The sequence below is a fragment of the Xanthomonas sp. LMG 12460 genome (assembly GCF_009192895.1).
Lineage (GTDB): Bacteria > Pseudomonadota > Gammaproteobacteria > Xanthomonadales > Xanthomonadaceae > Xanthomonas_A > Xanthomonas_A sontii.
The window spans coordinates 1-1,804 of sequence record NZ_NKUH01000068.1 but is presented as its reverse complement, the minus strand read 5'-3'; the positions used below and the strand labels follow the sequence as shown (position 1 = coordinate 1,804).

General features: G+C 71.8%; 1 protein-coding gene. It reads left to right on the top strand.

Annotated features, from left to right (window positions below):
• Nucleotides 1-1,804 (top strand): NADPH-dependent 2,4-dienoyl-CoA reductase (locus CEK66_RS14075; RefSeq protein WP_152237330.1); only part of this gene is annotated, 1,804 nt, incomplete at both ends.

Here is a 1,804-nt window from a genome sequence, read left to right as displayed (position 1 = left end):
CCGAGCGCGCCGCCGGCGGCGTCGGCCTGATCGTCACCGGCGGCTTCGCACCGAACGTGGTCGGCTGGCTGAAACCGTTCGGCGGCAAGCTGTCCTGGCCATGGGAAGTGCGCCCGCACCGGCAGGTGACCGCCGCGGTGCACGCGCATGGCGCCAAGATCTGCCTGCAACTGCTGCACGCCGGGCGCTACGCCTACCACCCCCTGTCGGTGGCACCGTCGAAGCTCAAGGCGCCGATCAACCCGTTCACCCCGCGCGCACTGTCGGCGCGCGGCGTCGAACGCCAGATCGATGCCTACGCACACGCCGCCAGGCTGGCGCGCGAGGCCGGCTACGACGGCGTCGAGGTAATGGGCTCGGAAGGCTATCTGATCAACGAGTTCATCGCCCCGCGCAGCAACCGCCGCAACGACGCCTGGGGCGGCGATGCGGCCAAGCGCATGCGCTTTGCGGTGGAGATCGTGCGCCGCATCCGCGCCGCCTGCGGACCGGACTTCATCATCGTCTACCGGCTGTCGCTGGTGGACCTGGTCGAGGACGGCAGCGACTGGCAGGAGATCGTGCTGCAGGCGCAGGCGATCGAGGCCGCCGGCGCGACCCTCATCAACTCCGGCATCGGCTGGCACGAAGCACGCGTGCCGACCATCGCCACCTCGGTGCCGCGCGCGGCGTTCGCGGCGGTGACCGCCAAGCTCAAGCCGCACGTGCGGCTGCCGCTGATCGCCACCAACCGCATCAACATGCCCGACGTGGCCGAGCGCATCCTGGCCGGCGGCGGCGCCGACATGGTGTCGCTGGCGCGGCCGCTGCTGGCCGACCCGGAATGGGCGAACAAGGCGCAGCGCGGCCAGGCGCAGGCGATCAACACCTGCATCGCCTGCAACCAGGCCTGCCTGGACCACGTGTTCGAGAACAAGACCGCCAGTTGCCTGGTCAATCCCCGCGCGGCCGCCGAGACCGAACTGAACTACCTGCCGACCCGCGCGCCCAAGCGCATCGCCGTGGTCGGCGCAGGCCCGGCCGGCCTGGCCTGCGCCACCGTGGCCGCGCAACGCGGTCACCGCGTCACTCTGTTCGACAGCGCCAGCGAGATCGGCGGCCAGTTCAACGTGGCCAAGCGCATTCCCGGCAAGGAGGAATTCCACGAGACGCTGCGCTACTTCCGCCACCAGCTCGACGCCACCGGCGTGGAACTGCGCCTGCACACCACCGCCGATGCGGCCCTGCTGGCTGACTTCGACGAGGTGGTGCTGGCCACCGGCATCGTGCCGCGCACGGTGGATTTCCCCGGCGCCGATCATCCCAGTGTGGTCAGCTATCTGGACGTGCTGCAGGGCCGGGTACAGGCCGCGGACAAGGTCGCGATCATCGGCGCCGGCGGCATCGGCTTCGATGTCGGCGAGTTCCTGGTGCACGCCGGCGAGTCGACCGCGCTGGACCCGGCGCGCTGGATGGCCGAGTGGGGCGTGGACCCGCAATTCGAAGGCCGTGGCGCGCTGTGCAAGCCACGCCCGGAGCCGCCGGCGCGCAGCGTGTGGCTGCTGCAGCGCGGCCCGGGCCGGCCCGGCGCGCGGCTGGGCAAGACCACCGGCTGGATCCATCGCGCCACGCTCAAGGCCAAGGGCGTGACCATGCTCGGCGGCGTCGAATACCTGGGCGTGGACGACAGCGGCCTGCGCATCCGCGTGGACGGCGCCGAGCAACTGTTGCCGGTGGGCACGGTGGTGGTCTGCGCCGGCCAGGAACCGCGGCGCGACCTGCAGGCGGCGCTGCAGGCCGCCGGCCGCAGCGCGCGCCTGCAGGT